The sequence below is a fragment of the Clostridium porci genome (genome assembly GCF_009696375.1).
In the GTDB taxonomy this organism is placed as follows: Bacteria; Bacillota; Clostridia; order Lachnospirales; family Lachnospiraceae; genus Enterocloster; species Enterocloster porci.
On the sequence record NZ_VUMD01000010.1, the window covers coordinates 26,556 to 46,309 of the forward strand.

Annotated in this window: 18 protein-coding genes; 9 read left to right on the forward strand and 9 right to left on the reverse strand. The window is 44.5% G+C overall.

Annotated features, from left to right (window positions below):
• Positions 1-48 precede the first annotated feature (48 nt).
• The 6 genes from FYJ39_RS12160 to mobQ all read left to right on the forward strand — a co-directional run bounded on the left by FYJ39_RS12160 (position 49) and on the right by mobQ (position 5,373).
• Entirely contained in the window at positions 49-966 is a 918-nt protein-coding gene (locus FYJ39_RS12160) for a ParM/StbA family protein (RefSeq protein WP_154472727.1), read from the forward strand.
• A gap of 3 nt (positions 967-969) precedes the next feature.
• The gene (locus FYJ39_RS12165) at positions 970-1,353 is read left to right on the forward strand and encodes an adenylate cyclase (protein WP_154472728.1); all 384 of its coding nucleotides are present in this window, start codon (positions 970-972) and stop codon (positions 1,351-1,353) included.
• 24 nt (positions 1,354-1,377) lie between these two features.
• Positions 1,378-2,094 (forward strand): replication initiator protein A, encoded by a 717-nt coding sequence (locus FYJ39_RS12170; protein ID WP_154472729.1) that lies wholly within the window; start codon positions 1,378-1,380, stop codon positions 2,092-2,094.
• Positions 2,091-2,924 carry an ATP-binding protein gene (locus FYJ39_RS12175; protein WP_154472730.1) on the forward strand — a complete coding sequence of 278 codons (834 nt, stop codon included), beginning with the start codon at positions 2,091-2,093 and terminating at the stop codon, positions 2,922-2,924. The genes FYJ39_RS12170 and FYJ39_RS12175 overlap by 4 nt, the downstream gene beginning before the upstream one ends.
• Positions 2,925-3,114: 190 nt before the next feature.
• A complete protein-coding gene (locus FYJ39_RS12180) occupies positions 3,115-3,336 on the forward strand; it encodes a DUF3847 domain-containing protein (RefSeq protein ID WP_154472731.1) in 222 nt (73 codons plus the stop codon).
• 327 nt (positions 3,337-3,663) lie between these two features.
• Complete coding sequence (gene mobQ / locus FYJ39_RS12185) at positions 3,664-5,373, forward strand: MobQ family relaxase (protein WP_154472732.1); 1,710 nt, start codon at positions 3,664-3,666, stop codon at positions 5,371-5,373.
• Positions 5,374-5,452: 79 nt separating this feature from the next.
• On the opposite strand, the gene FYJ39_RS12190 is transcribed toward mobQ, so the two are convergent.
• The 3 genes from FYJ39_RS12190 to FYJ39_RS12200 all read right to left on the reverse strand — a co-directional run bounded on the left by FYJ39_RS12190 (position 5,453) and on the right by FYJ39_RS12200 (position 9,185).
• Positions 5,453-5,824 carry a TnpV protein gene (locus FYJ39_RS12190; protein ID WP_154472733.1) on the reverse strand — a complete coding sequence of 124 codons (372 nt, stop codon included), beginning with the start codon at positions 5,822-5,824 and terminating at the stop codon, positions 5,453-5,455.
• Positions 5,825-5,854: 30 nt separating this feature from the next.
• Positions 5,855-7,519 carry a 23S rRNA (uracil(1939)-C(5))-methyltransferase RlmD gene (gene rlmD / locus FYJ39_RS12195; RefSeq protein ID WP_328597550.1) on the reverse strand — a complete coding sequence of 555 codons (1,665 nt, stop codon included), beginning with the start codon at positions 7,517-7,519 and terminating at the stop codon, positions 5,855-5,857.
• Between the two features lie 283 nt (positions 7,520-7,802).
• Positions 7,803-9,185 (reverse strand): MATE family efflux transporter, encoded by a 1,383-nt coding sequence (locus FYJ39_RS12200; RefSeq protein ID WP_154472734.1) that lies wholly within the window; start codon positions 9,183-9,185, stop codon positions 7,803-7,805.
• Positions 9,186-9,508: 323 nt separating this feature from the next.
• On the opposite strand from FYJ39_RS12200, the gene FYJ39_RS12205 reads away from it, so the two are divergent.
• A complete protein-coding gene (locus tag FYJ39_RS12205) occupies positions 9,509-10,306 on the forward strand; it encodes a MerR family transcriptional regulator (RefSeq protein ID WP_154472735.1) in 798 nt (265 codons plus the stop codon).
• A gap of 406 nt (positions 10,307-10,712) precedes the next feature.
• Here the strand turns inward: FYJ39_RS12205 and FYJ39_RS12210 are convergent, their stop codons facing one another.
• Both FYJ39_RS12210 and pcrA read right to left on the reverse strand, forming a co-directional pair.
• A complete protein-coding gene (locus FYJ39_RS12210) occupies positions 10,713-11,018 on the reverse strand; it encodes a DUF4366 domain-containing protein (protein WP_154472736.1) in 306 nt (101 codons plus the stop codon).
• 346 nt (positions 11,019-11,364) lie between these two features.
• On the reverse strand, positions 11,365-13,689 hold the full coding sequence (gene pcrA / locus FYJ39_RS12215; RefSeq protein ID WP_154472737.1) for a DNA helicase PcrA: 2,325 nt from the start codon (positions 13,687-13,689) through the stop codon (positions 11,365-11,367).
• 632 nt (positions 13,690-14,321) lie between these two features.
• Between pcrA and FYJ39_RS12220 the strand changes: the two genes are divergently transcribed.
• Positions 14,322-14,942, forward strand: coding sequence for a DUF1836 domain-containing protein (locus tag FYJ39_RS12220; protein WP_154472738.1), 621 nt, complete (start codon positions 14,322-14,324; stop codon positions 14,940-14,942).
• A 199-nt stretch (positions 14,943-15,141) separates the two neighbouring features.
• Here FYJ39_RS12220 and FYJ39_RS12225 read toward each other — a convergent pair whose 3' ends face one another.
• Together FYJ39_RS12225 and FYJ39_RS12230 are read right to left on the reverse strand one after the other, a co-directional pair.
• Positions 15,142-15,447: a YerC/YecD family TrpR-related protein gene (locus FYJ39_RS12225; RefSeq protein ID WP_154472739.1), complete on the reverse strand. Its 306-nt coding sequence runs from the start codon at positions 15,445-15,447 to the stop codon at positions 15,142-15,144.
• 169 nt (positions 15,448-15,616) lie between these two features.
• The gene (locus tag FYJ39_RS12230) at positions 15,617-16,426 is read right to left on the reverse strand and encodes a Cof-type HAD-IIB family hydrolase (protein ID WP_154472740.1); all 810 of its coding nucleotides are present in this window, start codon (positions 16,424-16,426) and stop codon (positions 15,617-15,619) included.
• A gap of 176 nt (positions 16,427-16,602) precedes the next feature.
• Here FYJ39_RS12230 and FYJ39_RS12235 point away from each other — a divergent pair, with 176 nt between their 5' ends.
• Complete coding sequence (locus FYJ39_RS12235; RefSeq protein ID WP_154472741.1) at positions 16,603-17,607, forward strand: ABC transporter substrate-binding protein; 1,005 nt, start codon at positions 16,603-16,605, stop codon at positions 17,605-17,607.
• Positions 17,608-17,767: 160 nt separating this feature from the next.
• Here FYJ39_RS12235 and FYJ39_RS12240 read toward each other — a convergent pair whose 3' ends face one another.
• Together FYJ39_RS12240 and FYJ39_RS12245 are read right to left on the reverse strand one after the other, a co-directional pair.
• Positions 17,768-18,643 carry a ribokinase gene (locus tag FYJ39_RS12240; RefSeq protein ID WP_328597551.1) on the reverse strand — a complete coding sequence of 292 codons (876 nt, stop codon included), beginning with the start codon at positions 18,641-18,643 and terminating at the stop codon, positions 17,768-17,770.
• A gap of 18 nt (positions 18,644-18,661) precedes the next feature.
• Positions 18,662-19,654, reverse strand: coding sequence for an alcohol dehydrogenase catalytic domain-containing protein (locus FYJ39_RS12245; protein WP_154472742.1), 993 nt, complete (start codon positions 19,652-19,654; stop codon positions 18,662-18,664).
• Between the last annotated feature and the right edge of the window lie 100 nt (positions 19,655-19,754).

Consider the following 19,754-nt stretch of genomic DNA (forward strand, 5'->3'; position numbering starts at 1 on the left):
CAGGTACGAACTGCCAGGGAAATCAATACAAAAATGGAGGGATTTTTTATGAGAGAAATCAAAAACACAAAAATCATCGCCGTAGATCATGGCTACGGCAATATTAAAACTGCCAACACGGTCACACCCACCGGAATCACAGCTTACAAAAAAGAGCCAATTTTCACCTGGAACACTCTGGAATATAACGGCATCTATTACCGGATCGGCGAAGGGCACAAGGAATTTATATCGGACAAAACGATGGATGAAGACTATTATCTCCTTACACTGATGGCAGTGGCAAGGGAACTGAACGTCTTTTCTATCCAGAAAGCAGATGTCCATCTGGCTGCCGGGCTTCCCCTGACATGGATCCGGAACCAGCGGGAAGAATTCCGTTCCTATCTGCTTCAGAATCCAGAAGTCAGCTACCGCTTCAACAACAAGGATTACCACATCCGCTTTGTTGGATGCAGCCTTTATCCACAGGGATACCCCGCAATCGTAAACCTTCTGAGTGCTCTGAAAGGCACCAATCTCCTTGCAGATATCGGGAACGGCACCATGAACATCCTGTATATCAACAATAAAAAAGCACAGGAAAGCCGTTGCTGGACAGAAAAATTTGGGGTTAACCAGTGCATGATTGCAGCAAAGAATGCCATCCTCGACCGGTTCGGTGTAAAGATCGAAGAATCCACAGTAGAACAGGTTCTGCGGTTCAAAGCAGCAGATACCTCTACCCCATATCTGGACTGTATTACAGCTGTTGCCAGACAGTATGTAGCTGATATCTTTGCCACACTCCGCAAATATGAGTATAACCCTGACCTGATGCGGCTGTACGTGGTCGGTGGTGGCGGATGCCTGATCCGTAATTTCGGGACGTATGACGAATCCCGTGTCACGATCCTTGATGATATCTGTGCTACCGCCAAGGGATATGAATATCTGGCTCTGATGAGTCTGAAAAGGAGGGAATAAGCCATGGCAAACAACATCAGAAGCACAAATCTGCGCTTCAATCTGGAGAAAGAACTGCAACGGAAAGCATGGGAATATCTGCAAGCCATGGACAAGCAGGAATTCAAATCCTACAGCCATGTGATCGCCCTTGCACTGGTCGATTATTTTGACCGATATTATCGCACACAGGAAGACCCCTATCTGGAAACCCGGGAACGAGAAGAACGTTTTGTCGCTCAGATTATAGAAGCCGTGGAAAAGAGCCTGAACCAAACGCTTCCCCTCTTCCTTTCCGGTCTGACAGCAGGGATGGCACAAAGGGAGCCCCAAAGCAGGGCATCCTTACCGTCTCATGAAGAACCGGAGCCAGAGACAGATGTAGACTGGGATTTTCTCGGAGAATAGCCGAGACGCAAAGGAGGTGGACACATGACGGAATTTCTGACAGGAAATACCATACTGCCGCCCTATATGGTATTTCCCAAGTTTCTCCTGGATATGGAGCTGAATGAAACAACCAAGCTGCTCTATATGGTTCTGCTTGACCGTGCAAGGCTCTCCCTGAAAAACGAAGGCTGGACAGATACATCCGGTCATGTGTTCCTCTACTTTACCATCGATGCAATGGCGGAGGTTCTCCACAAAAGCCAGATGACAATCAAAACATCCCTGGCAGCACTGGAAAAGGAGGATCTGATCCTTCGAAAACGTCAGGGAGCCGGGCATCCCAACCAGATCTATATAAAATTCCCGGCAGGGGCATTCTGCCAGACAGACAGGATTCTTTCCCCGAGACAGACAGAAAACTGTCCTGCTGACAGACAGGATTCTTTCCCTGAGACAGACAGAAAACTGTCCTGTAATAAGAAAGAGAGAGATAAGAACGATTTATCAAAAAGAGAGAGCCAGGGGAAACGCTCTCCCTATGGCAAATTTCAAAATGTATTCCTGTCAGAAAAGGAACTGGAAGAAGTCAGACAGTCGGTTTCAGACTGGCAGGAATATATCGAACGGTTATCCGGCTACATGGCTTCCACTGGAAAGCACTACCAAAACCATGCAGCCACCATCATCAACTGGGCAAGGCAGGACAATCCCCCTTCCCGGCAAAGTATTTACGAAAGTGAGGAGTACGAAACATTATGAAAAAGTTTACAGAAGAACTGACCAATCAGGAACCAAACAGAGAGTTGCAGCCGGATGAATATTTTCATGACTCCGACACCCTGATCTACTGCGCCAAATGCCATACACCCCGACAGGGCAGGTACACCTTGCAGGGCAGGGTATTCATGCCGCCCATCCGATGCAAATGCCAGCAGGAACTCTATGAACAGGAAGAAAACAAACGGAAACTGCTGGAGAAACAGGCAGAAATCGAACGGATGAAAGCCAGCGGGTTACAGGATAAGGCACTCTATGATTATACATTTGACAAAGATAACGGCATCAATCCGGAGATGGCATACGCCCACAAATATGTGGATAACTGGGAAGATATGAAAGCCAATTCCTCCGGTCTTCTCCTCTGGGGAAATGTCGGTACCGGGAAATCCTTCTTTGCGGGCTGTATTGCCAATGCTCTTCTGGAAAAAGGTGTTCTGGTGCTGATGACAAATTTCTCCCGGATTCTGAATACCCTGACCGGAATGCACTTCGAAGACAGGAACCAGTTCATTGACAGTCTGAACCGATACAGCCTGCTAATCATTGATGACCTAGGGATTGAACGCAATTCTGAATTTGCCCTTGAACAGGTATTCAATGTGATCGACAGCCGTTACCGCAGCAAAAAACCGCTGATTGTAACAACCAATCTCACATTGACGGAACTGAATAATGCACCTGACGTGGCACATAGAAGAATTTATGACCGAATTCTGGAACGGTGTGCCCCCATTCGTATCAATAACCGCAACATCCGACAGGTCAATGCCTCTGCCAATCTGCAGGAAGCGAAAAAAATACTGCTGTAATGATTCCGATACCAACAATATCAAAAAATGTTACCTCATTATTACCACTATTCTCAGGCGGTGATACTGCAATCTCCCTTTCCAGACATGGGAGAAAGTATCACTGCCATTGACCATCCAAAACAGTACCAATTCAAAGAATTGTAAGACCAAAAGCCCGGATACGGGCATAGAAAAGGAGACGCCAGATATGGCAGAAGAAAAAACAATGACATCAGAAGAAAAAGCACTTTTGCAGGCAAAACACCGACAGGAGGAAGCCGAAGCAAGAAACCGCAGGAAAGAACGTAACGCCAGAACGCACCGATTGATCCAGGAAGGAGCAATTCTGGAAAGCGTTGCTCCACATATCCGGGAAATGGATTTGGATCTCCTGAAGCGGGAACTGATAATCCGGCTACAAGGACTTTAAATTAAATAAAGATATTTTACTCCCGAAGGGCGCACTTACTCACCACCTCAAAGAGGCGGTGGTATCCTTCCCGTTGGTCAGGCTCGTGCGCTCTGCCGAGGGCTATCCGCTGTTGCAGGCAACACCGGCTATGCAGCCATTACAATCTGCTTCTATCCGATTGTAAGTATTTCGGATTTTCCGAAACACTCGGCTAAAAACATTTACCGGATATGGCTGCCTGATAAAACCTGCCACCGGCAACTTTTATTCAGTTTTGAATAAAACCACAGCCCCATAAAAGACAAATTCAAATCATACACCATCACAGAGAGGAGGTTCATGCCTATGGCAATTTACCACATGGAAGCCAAGGTTGTCAGCCGGGGCTCCGGGCGGTCTGCCGTTGCCGCTTCCGCCTATATGAGCTGCAGCCGGATGTACAATGATTATGATGGCATCCAGCATGACTATACACGAAAACATGGGCTGATATATCAGGAAGTAATGCTTCCACCAATGGCTCCACCTGATTGGAAGGATCGGGAGCAGCTCTGGAATGCTGTGGAAGCTGCTGAAAAAACAAAAGATAGCCGACTGGCGAGAGAATTTGTTGTGGCTCTTCCCATAGAATTGGATACCGACAGCAATATATCTCTCATTCGGGATTTTATTCAAAAGAACTTTGTAGATCTGGGAATGTGTGCTGATTTTGCCATCCACGATACCGACGGTCATAACCCTCATGCACACATTCTTCTTACCGTCCGTCCATTGAACGAAAACGGGACATGGCAGTATAAAACAGAAAAAGAATATCTTTGTATAAAAGATGGTAAGGAAAAAGGCTTTACTGCCGCAGAATTTAAAGAAGCACAAAAGGAAGGATGGGAGAAGCAATACCGCTATCAGGCAGGCAAGAAGAAAATATATCTGACTCCATCTGCAGCACTGGAAAAAGGATATGAGCGTGTGGACAAGCATCCGAAAAGCACCCGATACGGCAGGCAAAATCCCATTTCCGAGAGGTGGAACAGCGAAGAGCAAATCTGTCTCTGGAGAGAAAAATGGGCAGAGGCTGTAAACAAAATGCTTGCCCAAAATCAGATACACGCATCCATCGATCACCGCAGCTTTGCAAATCAGGGAATCACCGAACAGCCTACCATCCATGAGGGCTATATTGCTCAGAATATGGAAAAGAAAGGTATGATATCCGACCGCTGTGAGATCAACCGCCAGATTCGTGCAGATAATAAAATGCTCCGGGAATTAAAAGCACAGGTTGCAAAACTGGCACAGGCAGTGGAAAGATCTATTCCTGTCATTGCAGAAACGATGGAAGCCATCCGAAATCATATGATATTTACTCAATATCATTTGCTTCACAATGAAATGCAAAAAGAAGTGATCCATGACTGGATACAGCACTTTCATCCCATCCTGAATAAATACAATACCGTTAAGAAAAAGCTCAAAGCCAAAATCGCTGAAAAGAAAGAACTGAATTTACAGAAGGATAAAACCCGTATTCTGAATCCTATCCAGCATATAAAATTGAATCAACAGCTAACCACAGTAACGGAAGAAATAGAAGAACTGAAATCCCGGAAAGAGCATCTGATATTTCAGGCAGAGTGTTCCACAGATAAAGACATGACCAATCTTTCTAAGAAATATGACCAGATGAACAAGAATCTGGATGTACTGGATTCTCAGGATGTTACGCTCAAAGCACAACTCAAAAAAGATGCAGCGGCTTTCCGTGAAGAATCCTTTCGTCCGGAACCAGAGCAATATCTTGAATTATTGGACACCCGAATCCAGATCCGTCCAGATTTCCAGGATAAGCTGATTACCCAACTCAAAGCAACTTTTGGTAAATATTATGACTATCACCGCCGTGACATTGCAGCCGAAGAGGTAGATTATCTTAATGTGGAAGATCCTGATGTTTTCTCCCATCGGATATGGGAACTTGAATATCATCGAAAACAGGAAATGCGAAGAAGCCGGCCTGGCAGGTCCAAGAAAAAATCACATGATATGGAATTGTAATTTAGTGTCTCTTTACCCCCTTATAAACTCAAAGAACTGAACAAATGGGATTTTTCGTCCTACTTGTTCAGCTCTTTGTTTACCTGTAAATCAATTCTTTCAACACAATCTCTTCCGCAGCATTTCGGATATTATTTACAGCTCCAATCCACACCATCTGGTCACGAGCTTTCAGTTCTTCCGTAATTCCCTGCTTCTTCATCATCTGAAGCACCAGAATATCCATCCTCTCCTGTGCCTCATCATCCACAGCATTCAGATGTTCCGTCAGTTTGTCTTCCAGCATACACAATGAATAAATTGCCGGACGATGTTCTTTCAGATACTGCCTTCGCATCCTTCCGTACTTCCCATAATGCGGTTCTTCATCTTTACTGACAAGATTCGGATAGTAAATTCCATCTGCTCCCAGTGTGTAGGTTCCACCCATTTTTTCAAATGTGCTTTTCATGTGTTATTCCTCCTTGAAATCAGCAATGTCTTAGATCATCGCAAAATATTTCAGGGCAGCCTTGATAGCATCTTCTTTCTCTTTCGGACATTGTGGAACTCTTGCATTTTCTGATTTTGGAAGGTTATAGTTTTCTCCCACTTCAATTCCACATTTGCGTTTTATCTGAGAAATATATAAACTTGAAACCTTCAAGCCAAATTCTTTCAGCACATAATCTTTGATTTCCTGATAGGTGGCTTTCAACTCGGCACTGGTTGCATCCAGTTCATCCAAGTCCAGGTCGATCTCTATCGTGTCATCCGGTTTTTGTTGGGACAAAAGTACAACCGTCTCCACATGATAAGTTCCTGGAAACATATCAACGCAACAAGCCCGGCGCACTTCGTAGCCGTATTCCTGCAGGACTGCAAGATCCCGAATAAGACTTGTAGGTTTGCAGGATATATAAATTATTTTTGGGGCCCTAATTGAGGACCCAATCTTTCCTAATGCCTTTGGATGAATTCCATCCCTAGGCGGATCCACCACGATTACATCTGGTTTATCCTCTAATTCGTCTATTACCCTCAACACATCCCCGGCTAAAAATTCACAGTTCGACAGCCCGTTAAGCCCCGCATTTATCTTGGCTGCCTCCACAGCCTCTTCTATAAGCTCTACACCTACCACTTTGCTTGCTACCGGAGCCAGGATCTGGGCAATGGTTCCAGTACCGCTGTAGAGATCGAATATAACCTTATCTTTGGTTTCCCCCACAAAACTTCGGACAGTTTCGTACAGCACTTCTGCTCCCATAGAATTTGTCTGAAAGAAGGAGAAGGGAGAAATACGGAAGCGCAGCCCCAAAAGCTCCTCATAAAAATAATTCTGCCCATAGAGAACCTGAGTTCTGTCATCCTGTACCGAATCGGACATAGAATCATTTTCCGTATGGAGTATGCCTGCTATTGTCCCCTCTAGATTCAGAGAAAGGAGCGCATTCTTCCAACCTTCCAAGAGCCTATTCTCCTCTTCCTCCCCCACATATTCGCGCTGAGTGCTGGTTATCAAATCCACCAGTATCTCCCCTGTCTTTACCGCCCTCCGCACCAAAAGATGTCGCAGATACCCCTTATGCTGCAGCTTCTTATAAAAAGCAATCTTCTTCCGGGCAAAATACTCCCGGGTAGCCTCTAATATTTGACAGAAATCCGTGTGTACAATCCGGCAGTCCTGCGTCGTCACAATATCATAAAAGCTGCTCCTTTTATGCAGCCCCAATGCCAGAGGCCCGTCCTTCACCTCATCGCCAAAAGAAAATTCCATTTTATTCCGGTATCTTTCAGACTGAGGGCTTCCCTTAATTCCCTGAAACTCATAGGTTCTGTTCTCTACAACACTGTCCAGAAGGGACTTTACTTGATTTTCCTTGATTTTAAGCTGCTCCTTATAAGGCAGGCTCTGATATATACAGCCACCGCAAATACCAAAATGTGGGCACGCCTCATCCGGTATCTCTAATGGAGAGCGTTCCAGAAGCGCCACAACCCTTCCCTCTGCCCTTCCCTTTCTCTGCTTTGTTATTGCACCTTGTATTCTCTGCCCTAAAATTGCATTTTTCACGACAACACGTTCGCCGTCTATGTGTAAAATTCCCTTATTAGGAAATTCAATGGTTTCTACTACTCCCTCAAATATTTCGCCTTTTTTCACTCTTATATTCTCCGCTTCCTTTTTTTATAAAAATATACTCCAGACCATTCTAGCCGTTTTCTTTTATTCTATCATGACAAGGAAATCTCATCAAGCCTTCATTCTCTCGGATTCCCACAGCTTTATCCACAGTCACTTTATACCCCTATTGACTATCAATAACTTTCATTTTCCAAAAATTTTCCAAATCGAAACGTAAATTTATGTCTGATATGAATTTTGGTATCCTGGCAGCTGCCTCCTCACCGTATTGTTAATTAGCTACACGAACCTTCCCGCAAACTCAATATCGTTGACCGTCTTTCCAGACATCTGGCGAGACTTCTTTGGATGCATTAAACGAAAGGCTTTTATTTCTTTTTCTGTACCTGGACATCAATCCCATAGATATTACCAGACAGATCAGCTCCGATACAGCAGGAGCCCACCATATACCCTCTCCTCCGGCAGCTGCTATGCAGATGGCTAATGCGGCAGACATGGTAATCAGTCCTCTTCCCAATGTAATCGCCAGAGCTGCTTTCGGCCATTCAATCGCAGTAAAGAACCCCCCTATCATTATATTAAAGCCCATTATCAGGAAAGAAACGCTGAAAATCCGAAATACAGAAGCAGAGTACACCCGAAGCTCTGCCATGTCCTCAGATATAAAGGCGGACACCAGCCCTTCCGCACCTGCCCAGGAGCCTGTGAAAGCGGCTGCGGCCATAGCTACAATGGTTACAACTGAATAACGGAAAAGAACTCCGCAGGAGTATCCATCTCTCCTACCATAATAAAAGCTTACCAGCGGCTGAGCCCCCTGAGCAACGCCTGCCATAGACATTACTACAATGGTGTTGATATAAGCGATAATGGTATAGCTTATAATTCCCTCCTCACCAATATAGGCCAAAATGGCATGATTAAAAAGAAAAACCGTGATGCCGGCTGATAGCTCTGTAAGCCCTGAAGGCAGCCCGATTTTAACTACTCTCCACAGCTTTCCCAAGCTCCAGCAGGGCTTGACAAACCCTATGGTTGCCCTTGGACTTAAGAAATGTACCAGATATAAAGCTACTGCCAGCATCTGAGACAAGCCTGTAGCTGCTCCTGCTCCTGCTACACCCCATCTGAATACCATAACAAACAACCAATCCAGCAGGCAATTTGTCACTGCCGCTAAGGCTACACATATGGCAGCAAACTTCGGAAACCCATCCGTCTTTACCAGCACTTCAAAGGAATAAGAGAAAATAAAGCACCAGCTAAACGGAAGGATGGATATGATATAATGCTTCACATAATCCAATGTCAGCTCTGTAGCTCCTAAAAATGCAGCGACCGAATCTAAATTCAGAAAGACAGCAGCAGTAATTACCAGAGATATAATCCCCAGCACTGCCAGGTTCTGGGAATAGGCCTCATCCGCCTCCTTTCGTTTGTCCTGTCCCAGAAACATTGCCACTATCGTTGAAGTACCTACAGCGAATAGCAGGGAGACAGAGAAAAGGAAATGTACAAAGGGTGAAGCAATATTCACCGCTGATAGCGCTACCTCAGATACTCCTCTTGCTACAAACAAACCATCTACCATAGTATAAAGCGAGAATATCCACTGCGCAATTACCGAAGGCCAGATAAACCTCCAAAAGCTCCTTTTTAATGATATACTATCTAATTTCATTTTTATATTCGTTCCTTTCGTTTTGCTCAGGCACAAAGCATTAAAAGATATAAGTAGAGCCTTTTATGGGGTTGATTATGGCTTTCAATCTACTATCATAAAAGCTATATACGTTTTATTTATATTGTAACTCTTTGTTCATAAAAATCACGTATGCATTTATTGTGAAAACATCATGAAAGCTTTGCATCCTGATTCTTCTGTGTTATAGTGAAGTAATATAAATATAAACCTTGGTATAATGCCAAGGTAAAGAGAAATTTGAGAAATACCATAAAATTTGTTAAAACTAACAGAAATATTTATGTAAGAAGGAGATTAGTATGTCAACTTTTTATAGAATAGGGGAAGTCGCTTCTCTGTACGGAATTAGTACAGATGTGCTTCGCTACTACGAATCTCTTGGAATTCTGGTGCCCCACCGCAGCTCCAACGGATACCGTATCTACCGCACAGAGGATTTATGGTGTCTTAACATTATAAGAGATTTGCGTGACCTAGGCTTCTCCATGGAACAGATACGGGATTATATTAGGGAGCGAAGCATTCGCTCCACCATGTCCATGTTTGAACAAGAGCTTGCTCTTATTGACCAGCAGCTCGAAAGGCTTACCTCACTAAAGCATAACATACTGACCCGCCGTCAGACCATCATCCAAGCTCAGACTCTTCCCCTGGGTGATATTCTCCTCAAAAAGCTGCCTGACCGCCCATGCCACCGGATTATGCAAAGCTACAGTACTGATGAAGAAATGGACGTGCTGATCAAACAGCTGGTCAGCTTTGGCAACGATCGTCAGTATATTATCGGAAACAATCAGATGGGTTCCTTTTTAAACATTTCGAACGCGAGAAAAGGAAACTGCCGTACTTATGATGCCGTCTTTATTCTTCATCCAGAAGGGGAGTACACCCTTGAAAAAGGCTCCTATCTCTCTGTCTGTTACAACGGGGACTGTAGTCAGAACCAGCGCTATGTTCCCCTCCTTTTCTCCTATGCGAAAAAAGAAGGGATGAATCCTGTGGGGCCTTTGCTGGAGCTTCTCTGGATTGACACCCATACATCAAAGTATACCCAAGAGCAAGTCACAGAGCTTCAATTACAGGTACTCAGCCAATAAAATATTATTCCATCCTTTTTTGATCCTTTTGGTAAACGATTCGATTGGAAGGCATACTGTATCCTATGTCATTGTCTAAGGAATTTCTTCATCTAAAGATAACTATTATTTATCTGGGGTCTTTTGACCGAAATATTCTGGATAAAATTAGAATACATTGTTTAGAATTATATCAGACAGGAAATACCGCTGGTAATATTTTGCTTAAAGGATGATAGGATAAGGTAGCATTTACAACCCGCTTGCCAGCAAAGGCAAAAAGAATCTTCGGGCTAAATTTATAATCAAACGTATCGATCATTTGTTTGGCAAAAAACACCCTAATAGTAAAAACAAACTTTTCCGTTCCTTACTATTAGGGTAGAATACGTTTCTTTTTAATCTGACTGCATAAGTCACAGGATCGTTAATCTGCCTTTGCCTCTGTCCCTTCATCCTCAAAGAAATCATCATCAAAGTCATCGTCGAAATCGTCCTCAAAATCCTCCAGATAATCAGGAGTGAAGAAACGGTAAACTGCGTAAGCAATACCAGCTACTGCAGCTACTGCGCCGATAATTGCCAATACCCACAGAATACAGTTCTTTTTCTTCTCATCTTCCTCTCTCCTGTGGAGCAGCTCATTTATTCTTTTGGAGTTCATTATTTCCTCTACACGGCTTAGAGCCTCTTTTCCCATTGCGTCAAAGCGTTCTCTGTCAAATCGATTCATTTGGATACACATCCTTTCATAAATTTCAAGCTAAGCTCAGATACATCCTTTTTAATTATGATACCGTATCTCTGTCAATCCTATTCCTCTGGGGCTACCCGGTTAGCTGTAACCCGCCTTCAGATATTGCTGAACCAGCCCGGTACAATATCGGACGATATAATATCACATCCTCCTGCTATTTTATCGCTCTGGGAACCGGGTTGGTACTGAGACACCCTCGCATAGCATCGAACCACCCTAGTATAAGATATAAGGATATTATACCATGCAACTTCTTAATTTACTATCCCAATTTATACAAATTTTATCCAGCTCCCCGCTATGCTTATATACCCTTAGCAAACTAGGCCTGCAATTTTTTCAATTTTGCAAAGGAAGCAAACATTTTTTTCTGCCCTGCTGTGTCGAATTCCACCGTGACCTCAAAATCCTTTCCTCCATCCTTCACTTCCTTCACCGTTCCTGAACCGAACTTCACATGGGCTACTCTGTCTCCCGGACCATAATCCAGCGAGGCTGCTTTTTGTACGGAAAATGCTTTTCCAAAGACTAAACTACCGCTAACGCTGCCCTGCCTTCCACTAGCTGTGACAGCTGACCTGGAAGCATAGGCATTATATCCCTTCCCAAAGAGACTTGTGCGCGCTGAACCTCCAGAGCTTTGGTTCCACGGCAACCTCCCATTTTCACCATCCGATCCTGCCTTGGCCGAAGGCCTTACAAAGCCTGAAAGCGCAGGCTCCAGCCTTTCCTCCTCCAGCAGCTCCCTGGGCACCTCTTCCACAAAGCGGCTGGGCTTACAATAATGTGTCTCCCCATTGACCATTCTCTGCCTTGCCGAGGTCATCACCAGCTCCTGCTTCGCCCTGGTAATTCCCACATAGCAAAGCCTGCGCTCCTCCTCCAGCTCCGTCCTGTCATCTGCGTTAATTGACATCATGCTGGGGAACAGGCCGTCCTCCATTCCCGCCAGATACACCTTGGAAAATTCCAGCCCCTTCGCACTGTGAAGGGTCATAAGGGTAACTCGCTCCTCCGACTCATCCATGCTGTCGATATCCGCAACCAAAGCTACCTGCTCCAGGAATTCATCCAGTGTCGGATGCTCACTGTCCTCCTCGTAGCTCACAGCCTTATTTACCAACTCCTCAATATTCTCAAGACGCGTCTGCGCCTCAATCTCTCCCTCTGCCTCTAACTCCTCCCTGTATCCTGTCTCGTCCAATATTCCTTCAATCAGCTCCCTGATACGAAAGCTCTCCGACAGCGCCATAGCCCGATAGCCTTCCATCTGGCCTATAAATTTTCCTATCTTTTCTGCCGCTTTTCCAAGTCCTGGGATCATCCGAGCCTCTGTTAACGCGGCATACAGGCTCATGCCATGCTCGGAGGCGAAGGCCGTCACCCTCCCCATGGTAGTAGCCCCGATTCCCCGTTTGGGTACATTGATAATTCTCAGCACAGACAAATCATCTACACCATTGGCTATGGTCTTAAGATAGGCAAGAATATCCTTAATTTCCCTTCTTTGGTAGAAGTTCACCCCTCCCACCAGCCGGTAAGGCACATTGTAAAAAATGCACCGCTCCTCAATCAGACGGGACTGTGCGTTGGTACGGTACAGCACTGCCTGATCCTGATAAGAGAAGCCGCTGTCACGCAGCTGCCTTGCCACAAAATCAGCCTCATCCCTGGCTGTATCAAACTGTCTGAACTGAATAAAAGCGCCTGCTTCATTAGCCGTCCATAGGGTTTTATCCTTACGCCCCCTGTTATTTCGGATCACGCCGTTAGCCGCATTTAGAATATTTTTTGTGGAGCGGTAATTCTCCTCCAGCTTAATAACCCTTGCTCCCGGAAAGGCATTCTCGAAGCTGAGAATATTTTCAATATCGGCTCCTCTGAACCGGTAAATGGACTGATCATCATCGCCTACCACACAAAGATTTTTATACTTGGCTGCCAAAAGGCTTATCAGCTTAAATTGAGCCTGATTGGTGTCCTGATACTCATCCACCATTATGTATTTGAACCGCTCCTGATAGTAGTTAAGCGCCTCCGGGCTGTTTTGAAACAGCTCCACCGTCTTCACAATCAAATCATCGAAATCCAGAGCATTGTTCCCCCGAAGCTGCTTCTGATACTCCTTATATATCTCACCAATGCGCTTCAAGCGGAAATCCTGCCCTGCATTTAATAGAAATTCCTCTGGTTCCACAAGCTTATCCTTAGCTGAGGAAATAGCGCCCAGAACCGCTCGCTCTTTGAACTGTTTGGTATCCACATCCAGCGTCTTAAAGACCTGCTTCATCAGGGTTTTCTGATCATCCCCGTCATAAATTGTAAAATTAGCGCTGTATCCCAGATATTCAATGTATCTTCTGAGTATCCTAACACAGGTAGAGTGGAAGGTACTAACCCAGATGCTCTCAGCCCCAAAGCCCACAAGCTTATCCACTCTGTCCCTCATCTCCCCTGCTGCCTTGTTGGTAAAGGTAATGGCCAGAATGTTCCAGGGATTTACCCCCTTCTCATCAATCAAATAAGCCACTCTGTGGGTCAAAACTCTCGTCTTTCCAGATCCTGCACCTGCCAGTATCAGCAGGGGCCCTTCTGTATGGAGCACCGCCTCTTTCTGCATGGGATTCAATGTATCATATATACTCATTCTGTCCTACCACCTTCCAGCCCTGTCTCCAGGACAATATCCGTGTTCCCAGTATAGCATGTTTGCTCTTTTTGCACAACTATTATGCCGAAAGCATGTTCTTTTCCTAAATAACCCCATCCTGATCATGGTTCCGCCTGTATAACATATAGAAATAAATTCATGCAACACCTGCACACCTATCTAATTTTTCCAAACGACAAACGCATAAGTAAATTTTTCCGTTCTCGTCTTATGCTGCTTCATCGCAAATAACCTACATTCATTTACAGGTTATTCATTCATGTGATTGTAGTGAATTCTTCCACATTACCCCTTGTCATCTAGTATTGAATACTATATAATAAATACAGCGATATGTTGGTAAAATTGAAATGACAAATGTAACATAGATCAAGCCAAAACATGGTACAGCCGCAAACAGAGGGCTTACATAGCGAACTATTTTAAAGGTGTTCCTGCCTTGATACAGTCAGACTCACCTCTGAGCCGGTAAAAAAGGATAGGGCAGTTCGATCTTTATGTCAAAATGCCTTATTACCGGTCTATTGTAACACGAAAGCTTGAAGGTGTGAACCACTTTCATTAGGATTGGTGCCGCCAGCCAATGGTGGCAGAATGGAGATTGATATATGAAGACAAATGAAGAACGCCTCAGAGATCTTATGGCCTACCTGGAACATCTATCCCATGTGAAAGCGGAAGACATTCCTGATATTGATTTATATATGGATCAAGTCACTACCTTTATGGAAACTCACTTAAAGGATACCAGACGCCACCCGGAAGACAAGGTGTTAACTAAGACCATGATTAACAATTATGCAAAGAACAACCTCCTTCCCCCTCCTGTGAAGAAGAAATACTCCAAGGATCATATACTTATGCTGGTGTTCATTTACTATTTCAAGAGCCTGCTGTCCTTTCATGATATTGGAGCTTTATTTAGGCCCATAACAGAAAAGCATTTCTCCGGCCAGGCTTCTAAACTGTCTCTGGAGGATATTTACAGTGAAGTGTTTGGACTGGCGAAACAGGAGATGGAGCACTTGAAAGAGGATGTGACAGCCAAGTTTTCCAGAGCGCAGGATACATTTGAGGACGCGCCTCTGGAAGGAGACGATAGAGATTATCTTAAGCTCTTCGCCTTTATCTGTGAACTGTCATTTGACGTATACCTGAAAACCCAGATGATCGAGATGATTGCAGACCAGCTTCGGGAGGAGTCGCCTGCGTCCCAGAAAAAGAAGTAAAGGATGTAATCCGTTTGCAGCCACATGATAGCAGATACAGAAAAAGGGATGCTGCAAAATGCACCCACAATAGCAGATGAAACAAAAACCATTTTCTCTGAAACAGGAAAACACGGTTCCAGCTTATATAGCCATAGGAGCCGTGTTTTATTATGAAGCTGCCTATCTTAATCTTACCTGCATGCCGCCCAAGCCAGTCCTAATCCGGATCAGGGCCTTCCACCTTTAGTCTGGAAAATACCATATCATATCCATCGCTGCCGTAATTAAGGGAGCGGTTCACCCTGCTGATGGTAGCAGTGGAAGCGCCTGTTTTCTCTGCAATCTCCAAATATGTCTTGCCCTCTCTCAGCATCTTTGCCACCTCATAGCGCTGTGATAGAGACATCAATTCATTGATCGTGCATACATCCTCAAAAAACTTGTAACATTCCTCCGGATTATTCAGTGTCAGTATAGCGTCAAATAAATGGTCTACCGCTTCTGTTTTAATCTTTTTATTCATATCCTGATCTCTCCTTGTATTTCATACGGCCTTCCCCAACCGCATGCCCTTTGCAAAATTCAGGTCATTAAACCCTTAAACGCTATCATTTTAACATATTAAAGTCTGAAAGTCCAGATGGAGCCAGCTTTTTTAGTTATCTATATGATTAACAAATATGTATCTTCTATCAGGACAGCATAAATTTCTCTACTACCAATCCGACTCCATCATCATTATTAGAGGCGGTAATGTATTGGGCTGCCTTTCGCACCGGCAGTACGGCATTTTCCATAGCAACTCCCAAGCCAGCGTAGCTTATCATAGTCAAATCATTATATCCGTCTCCGCAGGCAATCATCTCCTCCTTTGTAAGCCCTATCCTGTCAAGAAGCCGCTCAAGCGATCTGGCCTTATCAATACCCTTTGGCAAAATCTCCAGGAAGTAGGGCTCGGAACGGTACACGCTGAAATCTCGTCCCATAGCTGCCTTGACCTTTGGCTCCACAGTAGCCAGATAGTCCCCGTCATCCATCATCAGAAACTTAGGTACCTGAAAATCCACGTACTCCGCCATATCCTCCACCTGCTTTAGGGGAAGATGATTAATTTCGGACTCCTTCACTGCATAAGGACATTCCATATTATTGGTAATGATCTCTTCCCCCTGATATGTAAGAATATCCACACGGTGCTCTCTGGACAGCTCTATAATTTTCCTGTTGGTTTCCACAGGCAGCAGAACAGAGAACACAATCTCCCCAGTCCTGCAGTTGGTTATCATCCCTCCGTTGTAGGAAAGAATATAGCTTCCAAACCGGGACAGCTCCAGCTCCTTTGCCAGTGGCTCCACTCCAGCGGCAGGACGTCCGGATGCCAATACGACGATCTTGCCTGCCTCCTGAGCTTTCATGAGCGCTGCCCTGGTTCTAGGCGTAATTATCTTATCCCGATTCGTAAGAGTACCGTCCAAATCCAGCACAATTATCTTATAATTCATCTGAGCACCTCCATCTACATTTCCCTTTTATATCTGTCTATCATACCACAGGTTTATTTGTCTAATCAATCGCCTGAAAGCCAATCTCCCGCTCCTTTTTCCTATTTTCATTCACTTCCTCTTGTCCTTTCTAATAAACTACAGTATATTCAAACCCTCACAAGGAGCATAATTCAATGAAAAAACTGATAAGCCTTATCCTGGCAGGCGGTATAACTGCCTCTGCCTTGACTGGCTGTGGAAAAGCATCCGCTACATCTGATTTTGGTCTTACGCCTCTGACGCTCAGCGAGGTGGCTCACTCCATCTTCTACGCCCCCCAATACACAGCCATTGAACTAGGCTACTTTAAAGACGAAGGCATAGACTTAACTCTAGTAAATGGAGCAGGAGCCGACAAGGTAATGACAGCCCTCATTTCCGGGGACGCTCAGATCGGCTTTATGGGCTCTGAAGCCAGCATCTACGTATATCAGGAGGGTTCTCAGGACTATGCGGTAAACTTCGCACAGCTGACCCAGCGTGCAGGAAACTTTCTGGTAGGCCGCCAGCCGGAGGATAACTTTCAATGGGAATCTCTAAAAGGAAAGAACGTATTAGGAGGCCGTACAGGCGGCATGCCTCAGATGGTATTTGAGTATGTACTTAAAAAACACGGTCTAGACCCCAGGACGGATTTAACCATTGACCAGAGCATCAGCTTCGGCCTGACAGCTGCCGCATTCTCCAGTAACGACTCTGACTATACCGTGGAATTTGAGCCATTTGCAACTAGTCTGGAAAGCGAAGGCGCCGGATATGTAGTGGCATCCCTGGGCACTGAATCAGGCTATGTCCCCTACACAGCCTACTGCGTGAAAAAAAGCTATCTTGAACAAAATCCTGAGCTGATTCAGAAATTTACCAATGCGATCCAGAAGGGTCTGGACTATGTAAACGCTCACTCTGCTGAGGAAATCGCAAAAACCATCGCTCCCCAGTTTAAGGAAACTCCTGTAGATAAAATTACGACCATTGTACAGCGTTACAAGGAGCAGGAAACCTGGAAGTCCAACACCATATTTACCAAAGAAAGCTTTGAACTCCTGGAAAATATTCTGGAGGAGGCTGGCGAGCTGAAGGAGCGCGTTCCCTACGAGAGCCTTGTTACCACCCAGTTTTCAGAAACTGCAGCAAACTAAATACGAAAGCCAATCTAATACCATTCATTCCTTATCAATATCCGTCAGATCGGATGAAAGCCTGTCCGGCCGCAAAATAATGCACAGCCAGACAGGCTCTTATATTTTTTCTGTCCTTATATTATAAAACTCAGATCTTACAATCCTTTTAAACCAACATTTAACAAAACACCTCCTGCCAGTATGGTATGGACACAGCCGCTCCCATCCTTGAAACTGTAATTGAGGATGCTTTTGACGCACATTTTAAAGCCTCTTCTATCTTCATCCCACGGATTATGGCAGCTAAAAAATAACCTGTAAATGTATCTCCGGCTGCTGTGGTATCGACTGCCTTGACCTTATATGAATCCTGAAATGCCCTTCTTTCTCCTTCCTGATAGCAGGCTCCCTTTTCTCCTAATGTCAAAACAATCTTACTGCTTGGAAATCTTCCAGACATCTCCTTTAGAATCTCTTCCGGTTCCATTCTCCCAGTAATCTGATACCCTTCAATTTCATTCATAATAAAGTACGTGATCTTTCTCAGATCTGCCTCTAATATATACCTGTTCATCGGAGAAGGATTTAACACAAGCTTCATGCCTCTTTCATAAGCCAGATCAATCATTTCTCTCAGGCAGTTTATTTCATTCTGCAAAATCAGGAAGTCTCCGGCTTCAAACTGGTTTAATACCTGCTTAACATAATCTGTGTCATTTTGAAAATTAGCTCCCGGAAACAGTACAATGCTATTTTCTCCTGTATCAGAAACCTGAATAACAGCATTTCCTGTCTGCATTGCTACACTTCTGATCAATCTCGTATCCACCCCATGCTCCCTGCAAAACTCTAAAAGCATAGCGCCGTCCTTACCTATGGAGCCGGCCTGACAAACAGAAATTCCAGCTTTAGCAAGAGCTATGGATTGATTAAGTCCCTTTCCTCCGGGATATAGGTTTACCTTTTTAGAAGAAACCGTCTCACCAGGCTTTACAATATGTTCCACTCGATAAACACTATCAATGTTTAAAGACCCAAAATTAAGTACTTTCACGTTTAAATCTCCATATACTTAGTCGTTACAGCAAATCAATGCCTTGATAAAGCCAGAAGGCTTATGCTCTAAATCATACTGGCAGCGATCAAATTCTTCCAATGAATAAATATTATTAGGACTTACGGTGCCCTTAAATTTCCACTGCCCTCTTGCTATCAAATCCAGAGCCTGGCGGCAATAACGTATCGCCAAATCATCATCCCGGATTTGTGTATTCAAAATCCTCATCATTTTATAATTCCATTGCTGGAAATCAATCCTCCTGTCTCCTCCCAGATGGTAGCCTCCAATTCCCAAATGTCCGTTCACACTGGTCATATCTCCTGCCAGCCGCAGCGCACTGCCCGTTCCTGCAAATTCTTCTACCCGGCTGAATCCAACTGAAAACATTTCCCGCTTCTTTCCCGGTCCTAAAGCATGACCACCAAACTTATATTTTGAAAAGAAATATTCTTCTGGTATTGTCTCTGGTGAATAGCTAATGTCTGCCCCGAATTTTAGCGCATTTTCTCTGGCTTCTTCGCGTATATCCACACCTATTATCATGCCTGCTCCCATAGCGCGCATTAAAGATATAGTACCCAATCCCATATATCCGCAGCCTACAACTACAAATGGATCACCCGGAGCTGCCAATTGCATTTGCGCCCCCACATTCAGCAGACATGCCAGAGCTTCTCCCATAGCGTCCTCATCCGCTACCTCATCTGGTATTACAACACAGTGTTCCTGTTTCATAATTGTATACTGTGCGTAACAAGGGCTGCACAGGCCTGTAACTCTGTCGTTTCGCTTTAAGCCTGTAACTCCATCTCCTAAAGCTTCAACTGTCCCCATAGGCTCATGGCCAAAGGTTTGTCCTTTAACAGCAGTCTTCCACGGCTCCAATTCAGAGCTGCAGACGCCACAGTATTTCATCTTTACTAATACTTCTCCATATCCGGGGACTGGCATTTCAACATCTTCCACTCTGCTTTTTCCAGGCCCCTCCATAACTAATGCCTTCATTCTTTCAGCTCCTCATATAATAATTTTATAGACAATTAAAAAGGCTATAGACTTATTCCTTTTTTAATACACAGTTAACACTTGTTTTGGCGAGAGTAAC